Source organism: Candidatus Burkholderia verschuerenii (genome assembly GCF_001189365.1).
Taxonomy (GTDB): Bacteria; Pseudomonadota; Gammaproteobacteria; order Burkholderiales; family Burkholderiaceae; genus Caballeronia; species Caballeronia verschuerenii.
Map to the genome: position 1 here is coordinate 50,782 of NZ_LFJJ01000009.1, position 6,948 is coordinate 57,729.

A 6,948-nucleotide genomic window follows, 5' to 3' on the forward strand; every position below is an offset into this window, starting at 1 on the left:
AAGAACGAATCAATCTGGAGACTCCATGCCCCCCACCGATCGCCGCTACCCCGACCCCGCCATCCGCATCCTCGACCCGCGTTTCAACGCGCTGCGCCTGCCGTCCGCATCGGTCGAATGTCTATATCAGGGCGCGCGCTGGTCGGAAGGTCCGGTCTGGTTCGGCGATCAGCGAGCGCTGCTGTGGAGCGATATCCCAAACAATCGCATCTTGCGATGGGACGAGGAGAGCGGCGAGGTCGGCGTGTTTCGCAAGCCGTCGAACTTCGCGAACGGCAATACGCGCGACCGGCAAGGGCGGCTCGTCACCTGCGAGCATCTGACGCGTTGCGTGACGCGCACCGAGTACGACGGCGCGATTACCGTGATTGCGGATAAGTTCGACGGCAAGCCGCTCAATTCGCCGAACGATATCGTCGTGAAGTCGGACGGCTCGATCTGGTTTACGGACCCGCCGTTCGGCATCAACGGGTTTTATGAAGGCGAGCAGGCCGAGCCGCAACTCAAGCCGAGCGTCTATCGCGTCGACGGGCAGAGCGGCGAGATGACCGTGATGATCGACGACTTCATCGGCCCGAACGGTCTCGCGTTCTCACCCGACGAGTCGATCCTTTACGTGGTCGAATCGCGTTCGACGCCGCGCACGATCTGGGCGTTCGATGTCATCGACGGCGGCCGCAAGCTGGACGAACGACGCCTCGTGATCGACGCGGGCCCCGGCACGCCGGATGGCTTTCGCGTCGATATCCACGGCAATCTATGGTGCGGCTGGGGCATGGGCGATGCCGAACTCGACGGCATGCGCGTGTTCACCGCCGAGGGCGAAGCGATCGGCCATATCGACCTGCCGGAGCGATGCGCGAACGTGTGTTTCGGCGGACGGCATCGGAATCGCCTGTTTATGGCGGCGAGTCATGGGCTTTATTCGTTGTACGTTAATACTCAGGGCATAGCCGGCAGCTGAACCCGCTCCATAATCCGCTCAGGATGCGCCGGCGGCGCAAACCCATTCCGCGCATACAGCCCATGCGCATCGGACGTAACCAGCATGACGCGGCGCAGGCCCTGAAGATCGGGATGCGCCATCACGCAGTCCATCATCCATTTGCCGAGACCTTGCCCGCGATATTCCGGCAACACGAATACATCGGCGAGATAGGCGAAGGTCGCGGTGTCGGTGATCATGCGCGCGTAGCCGATTTGCGCTTCGCCGTGGAACAGGCCGAACGCGAGCAAATGACGCGCCGCGCGCTCGACCTTCTCACACGAAATGCCCGGCGACCAGTACGCCACTTCGCTCAGGTAACGATGCACGATATCGAACTGGAATCGCCCGATATCCGTCGTGAGCGCGTATTCGTCGCGGGTCCATTGCATCGCGTTGCTCCATTCATGATGAAGCGAAGAGCATACGCGATAGAGGCTCAATGCACCTTGTACACGCGTCCCGTTTCCGCGCCTTCCACGCTGCGGCTGTATGCAAGCGCGACGCGCGCGACGCTCGCCGCTTCGAAGCCGCGAAAGTACGGGCCGAACGATGCGCGCGCTTCCTCGAGCATGGTCGCGCTGACCACGTTGATGCGCAGGCCGCGCGGCAGTTCGATCGCCGCGCCGCGCACGAAGCCTTCGATTGCTCCGTTCACCGAAGCAGCGCTCGCGCCCTGCAGAATCGCCGCTTCGCCGATGATGCCGCTCGTCAGCGTCAACGATCCGCCGTCGTTGAGGTACTCGCGCGCGGTCAGCACGAGATTGACCTGACCCATGAGCTTGTCGTCGAGGCCGACGCGGAACTGTTCCGGCGTCATTTCGACGAGCGGGCCGAAGTGCACATGGCCTGCCGTGGCGACGATCGCATCGACGCGTCCGATTGTTTCGAACAGACGTTTGATGCTGGCGAGATCGCGCAGATCGGCACGATGCGCGCCGCGCGTCGCACCGATTTCGATAACTTCATGGCGTGATTTCAGTTCGGCGCAGACGGCCTGACCGACGGTGCCGGTCGCACCGATGACGGCGATTTTCATGATGTTTGCTCGCTTGCGTTGCGGTGGAGGAGAACTCGAAGTGTAGCAACGCAAGGCATCAGGCGCGTTCGGGCATCGGCGAAAGCAGATAAATCGATGCCGCGAGTTTGAAGACGATCGACACGCCGCAGATCATCGCGGCAGCAGGGAAAACGTGCCATTGCAGCGCGATGGTCGGCGCGACGAACAACACGCTGCATAGTCCGAGCGCGATCGTCACCCAGCGCGCCCATTGCAAACGCGACGCCACGCACAGATACAACAACGCGAGCAGTACGCGCGATGCAACCGATGCCGCGAGCGGATGGCTTTCCAGATTGCCGGGAAACCCGACCACGAGCGCAAGCCCGAATTCCGCCCAGGACAAGGCGTAAGCCGCACCGAGGCACAACAGCGCGGTAGTGAATCGATCTTCCGCCGATGCGTCCGGTCGTGCGTCGTCGCGACTCGCGTCGAGAAGAATGGGTTCGTCGTCGGTCGGATTGTCGTAAGCGTGGAGCGTAGTCATCGCTTCCCCTTAGGTCTTGTCGGTCGCTGTCTGTGCGCGTCGATGCTTTGTCGGATGCATTGAGCATTCGCCGTGCCTGACCTGAGGTATGCGCGTTGCTCGCTTGGTTATCCATCAACCAGGAGCGACGATGAACAAGACAAACGAGCAGCATCCGCATTCCGAGCGCGACGACGAGAACATCGATCGCGCAGTCGAAGACACCTTTCCGGCAAGCGATCCGCCATCGACGGGCGGCGTGACGCGCATCGATCCCGACGATGAGCGCAAGAAGGACCAGAAACACTAAGCGTTGATTTTGCCGCCGAGATACGCGGCAACCGGCGCGGTCAGCGCGATGTCGCGTAGTTCTTCCGGCGAAACCAGACGCGTATCGACGATCTCGCGATTGTCGATACGCAACGTCGGCAAGGCATCGAGGTGCAATTCGAAAAAGTGCACCTGATCGCGCCGTCCGTCCCAGTGACCGTGCACGCTCCCGACCGCACGCAGCAGATACGCCGGCAGTCCGATTTCCTCGTCCATTTCCCGCTGCGCCGCGAGTTCGGGCGCTTCGCCCGGCTGAAGACTTCCGCCGGGAAAACTCCATTCCTTCCGATAAGACGACTTCACCAGCAACAGCGCGCGCCCGACATAAATCGCGACAAGCGCGCCTTGGTGATTCGGCCGCCGAATGCTCCACCACGCGCGCGCGAGCGGAAAGCCGAATCGAAGCGTGCAACGCCAGATCGCGTCGATCAGCGGCGTGATCGGTATGCGCTCACGAGTCTGCATGCGCTGGCTCCCGGGTTTTTTGAAGCGAACGCGGACGCTCGGTCAGCTTCGTCATCGCATTTTCATCAGCCGACGCAGCCGTCCTGAACCGCCGACGATACTCCGCCGGCGTCATCTGCCGCGCCGCCTTGAACTGCCGATTGAAATTGGCGACGCTCGCGAAACCCGAACGCGTCGCGATCACCGAAACCGGCAGCGACGTATCGCCGAGCATCCGGCACGCATGCCCGATGCGCACCCGCGCGATATATCGTCCCACGCTTTCGCCGATGTGCTGCGCGAAATAACGCGTCAGCGTGCGTTCCGAAAGACTCGCCGCCGCGCACAGATCGGCGATTTTGAGCGGCTCGGCGAAGCGCGCATCGATCATCGAAAGGACGCGGTTGATGCGCTCGGGCTCGTGGCCCGACGGTCCCGCATCGGTGCGATTGAACGCGCTCGGCGACGCGAGCGGATGGCCGGGCGCATCGGCGAGCGTGCAGAGGATATCGAGCGCGGCGTTCAGGCGTTCGCGCGGCGCGCTGGACAGCAGCGAATCGAGCCGCGCGCGCATCCGCTCACCGGCAGGCGGCTCGAAGGCGAGACCGCACGCGGCACGGCGCAACAGCTTGCGCAGCGGTTCATATTCGCGGCAGCAATCGGCCATGCGCCGCGCCCAGTCGCCATCGAACCAGATGACGATGGCGACTTGCGGCAGCGACGGCTCGATCGACCGGTTCGACGACCACGTATGCGGCAAATCCGGGGGGCACGAGCACAAGATCTTCGGCCTGGTAATCGTCGACCGAATCGCCGATGTAGCGCTTGCCGTGACTGTTCATCGTCAGCGTCAGTTCGTATTCCGGATGGTGATGCCACTCGAACGGAATGCGCGGCAGCCGCTGATGGTAAACCCGCACCGAACAATCCTCGCCGAATTCAACATGCTCGTAGGCTGGTTTCATGGCCGAATGTGCAAATAAACTGCCTGTATCGTATCACCGGCGCGTGCGAGCGCGTCATATGCTTTGGCGCACAGACACTAGAATGGAGACAATCATGGCGCTGGTTATCGACGACTTGCCTGCTGCGATCCGGCAGGCAAAAAAGGAATTGCGCGCGGCGCTGCCGAATTATCGCGAGGTCTTTGCGGAAGTCGAAGCGGCGATCGGCGCGCAGGCGAAGGCCATCGCCGCGCAGCGCGATCGGGGAGAGAACGTCATTCCCGAGATTCAGTTTTCTGATATTGCCGAGGGGCGCGTGAGCGCCGAACAGATCGCGCTCGTCAAATCGCGCGGCGCTTGCGTGATTCGCAATGTTTTTCCGCGTGCGCAGGTGGAAAGCTGGGACGAGGAGATCGCGCATTACGTCGAACGCAATCGGCTCGACAAACGTCTGGAAAACCGCGCCGAGGATAAATACTTCGGTCAGCTCGCATCGAGCAAGCCGCAGATTTACGGCGTGTACTGGTCGAAGCCGCAAGTGCTGGCGCGTCAGTCGACGCCACTCACGACGGCGCGCGTGTTTCTCAACAAGCTATGGCGCGCCGAGAGCGAGGGACGCGTGCATTTCGATCCCGAGCGCGTGCCCGTGTATGCCGATCGTTTGCGTCGGCGGCCGCCCGGTTCGGCATCGCTCGGTTTGTCGGCGCATTGCGATGGCGGCTCCGTCGAACGCTGGATCGAAAGCAATTTCCGCAAGGTGTATCGCCATGTGTTCGCGGGCAACTGGCACGATTACGATGCCTTCGACGCCGCGTATCGCACCGATGTCGAAGAGATCGCGTCGCCTGCCGTGTGCTCGATGTTCCGCACGTTTCAGGGCTGGACCGCGCTAACGCCGCAAGGCCCCGGCGACGGCACGCTGCAACTCGTGCCCATCGCGAATTCGATGGTGTACATCCTGTTGCGCGCGCTTCAGGACGATATCGCCGATGACGATCTGTGCGGCGCAATGCCCGGCCGCGCGTTGTCGATTCGCCCGGAATATCACGCGCCGTTGTTCGAGGCGCTCTCGTCGATACCGAAGATGCAGGCCGGCGACACGGTGTTCTGGCACAGCGACGTGATTCACGCGGTCGAGGACGAGCACAAGGGCGCGGGTTTCAGCAACGTCATGTACATCGCGTCGGCGCCCGCGTGCGCGAAGAACGATTCGTATCTGAAGCGACAATTGCCGAGCTTTCTGCGAGGCGCGAGCCCGCCTGATTTTCCGGCGGACAATTTCGAAACCGATTTCGAAGGCCGCGCGACCCTCGACGATCTCACGCCGATGGGCCGCGCACAACTCGGTCTCGATCTATAGCCGTACATGGACGCCCCCAGTTTGCCAAGCTTTCAGTCCGTGACAGCAAGAAGAGGAAGGTTGCACCCGTACATTCGGACTTTTCATGCGAGACACTTTTACTCGCTGTCCCTGATGGGATTTGCTGGTTGGCGCCTCGATCGCTTACACGCACTCTGGGTGCCTCGGCTCGCGCGGGCTAAGCCAACCACGGTCTTACCTGCTTTGCCATCACTTCGTGATCGCCTTAGCAATCGGTGGTGTGATCCAAGATTGACGAATAAATTTGGAATGCTTGATCTGGCTACGCGGCTGCCGGGTCACGCATGTAGCCAGATCGGAACTGTCGGTTGTGGACGAGAAGAGCCCAAACGATTCGAGCTGTCTTATTCGCCTGCGCTACAGCTGCGACATTTGCGTTTCGACGCGTAGTCAACCTGACCAGCCAACTATCAGGGTCGTTCCTTTGCGTCGCCCTGTAAATGACAGATCGCGCTCCATGAATGAGTAAGGTTCGAAGGTACGCATCGCCTCGCTTACTCATGCCAAGCAGCTTTGCCTTGCCGCCGGTGGAATGCTGTCGTGGTACAAGTCCCAACCACGCCGCAAGTTGCCTCCCGTTGTCGAAGTTCTTTGCATCACCAACCGTCGCTGCCAGCGCGCTTGCTGTGATCGGGCCGATCCCTGGCACTTGTTCAAGTCGACGACTGATCTTGTCGTCTCGATGCCAGGCCTTGATCTGAATCTCAATCTCGCTCACCTGCCGGTCGAGCAAGCTCAGGTGCTCCAGCAGTCGTTGGATAAGCTGCCGGAATGCGCCTGGCAAGTCATTCGTCGCGTCTTCGATCAGATCCGGCACTCGTAGGGCGATGTAGGCAATGCCTCGCGGTACAACGAGGCCGTATTCGCCTAGCAGGCCTCGGATTTGGTTGGCTTGAGCGGTGCGAGCCTTTATAAAACCCTGGCGCACGCGGTGCAATGAAAGCACGGTCTGTTGTTCGATGTTCTTGATCGGCACGAACCGCATTGTCGGCCGCGTCACAGCTTCGCAGATCGCTTGAGCGTCGGCCGCGTCGTTCTTGTTACTTTTCACATAAGGTTTCACAAACTGCGGTGCCATCAACCGGACGGTATGGCCGAGCGCCTGCAACTTGCGAGCCCAGTGGTGTGCGCTACCGCAGGCTTCCATCCCGATCAGGCAAGCCGGCAGGTTGGCGAAGAACGCCATCACTTGCTCGCGCCGCAACTGCTTAGTCGGCCCTTCAGAATTAGTCGAAGTCAAGGGTGGCAAGGGGCCGCCGGAAGATCGTGTTTCCCAGAACTCCCAGAAGCAATATTGATCTGAATGGTTTCCTGGGAGTTTGGAACTTCGCCGATGAG

The 6,948-nt window shown here is 61.2% G+C and carries 8 protein-coding genes and 1 pseudogene; 3 read left to right on the forward strand and 6 right to left on the reverse strand.

Annotation, left to right across the window (positions count from 1 at the left end):
• Nucleotides 1–25: 25 nt before the first annotated feature.
• Nucleotides 26–964: an SMP-30/gluconolactonase/LRE family protein gene (locus BVER_RS03825; RefSeq protein WP_050452150.1), complete on the forward strand. Its 939-nt coding sequence runs from the start codon at nt 26–28 to the stop codon at nt 962–964.
• Here BVER_RS03825 and BVER_RS03830 read toward each other — a convergent pair.
• The 3 genes from BVER_RS03830 to BVER_RS03840 are packed head-to-tail and all read right to left on the reverse strand — an operon-like array spanning nt 943 to nt 2,532.
• The gene (locus tag BVER_RS03830; protein WP_050452151.1) at nt 943–1,377 is read right to left on the reverse strand and encodes a GNAT family N-acetyltransferase; all 435 of its coding nucleotides are present in this window, start codon (nt 1,375–1,377) and stop codon (nt 943–945) included. The genes BVER_RS03825 and BVER_RS03830 overlap by 22 nt on opposite strands.
• A gap of 47 nt (nt 1,378–1,424) precedes the next feature.
• Nucleotides 1,425–2,027 (reverse strand): short chain dehydrogenase, encoded by a 603-nt coding sequence (locus BVER_RS03835; protein WP_232316369.1) that lies wholly within the window; start codon nt 2,025–2,027, stop codon nt 1,425–1,427.
• A gap of 55 nt (nt 2,028–2,082) precedes the next feature.
• Nucleotides 2,083–2,532 carry a hypothetical protein gene (locus BVER_RS03840; protein ID WP_050452153.1) on the reverse strand — a complete coding sequence of 150 codons (450 nt, stop codon included), beginning with the start codon at nt 2,530–2,532 and terminating at the stop codon, nt 2,083–2,085.
• Nucleotides 2,533–2,662: 130 nt separating this feature from the next.
• Here BVER_RS03840 and BVER_RS32325 point away from each other — a divergent pair, with 130 nt between their 5' ends.
• Nucleotides 2,663–2,821: a hypothetical protein gene (locus tag BVER_RS32325; protein WP_198155155.1), complete on the forward strand. Its 159-nt coding sequence runs from the start codon at nt 2,663–2,665 to the stop codon at nt 2,819–2,821.
• On the opposite strand, the gene BVER_RS03845 is transcribed toward BVER_RS32325, so the two are convergent.
• Nucleotides 2,818–3,306 (reverse strand): NUDIX domain-containing protein, encoded by a 489-nt coding sequence (locus tag BVER_RS03845; protein ID WP_050452154.1) that lies wholly within the window; start codon nt 3,304–3,306, stop codon nt 2,818–2,820. The genes BVER_RS32325 and BVER_RS03845 overlap by 4 nt on opposite strands.
• Nucleotides 3,293–4,250 (reverse strand): annotated as a pseudogene (locus BVER_RS03850) (helix-turn-helix domain-containing protein). Before BVER_RS03850 ends, BVER_RS03845 begins: the two are co-directional and overlap by 14 nt.
• Nucleotides 4,251–4,344: 94 nt before the next feature.
• On the opposite strand from BVER_RS03850, the gene BVER_RS03855 reads away from it, so the two are divergent.
• On the forward strand, nt 4,345–5,589 hold the full coding sequence (locus BVER_RS03855; RefSeq protein ID WP_050452163.1) for a DUF1479 domain-containing protein: 1,245 nt from the start codon (nt 4,345–4,347) through the stop codon (nt 5,587–5,589).
• Nucleotides 5,590–5,872: 283 nt separating this feature from the next.
• Here BVER_RS03855 and BVER_RS03860 read toward each other — a convergent pair whose 3' ends face one another.
• On the reverse strand, nt 5,873–6,859 hold the full coding sequence (locus BVER_RS03860; RefSeq protein ID WP_050452155.1) for an IS110 family RNA-guided transposase: 987 nt from the start codon (nt 6,857–6,859) through the stop codon (nt 5,873–5,875).
• Nucleotides 6,860–6,948 lie beyond the last annotated feature (89 nt).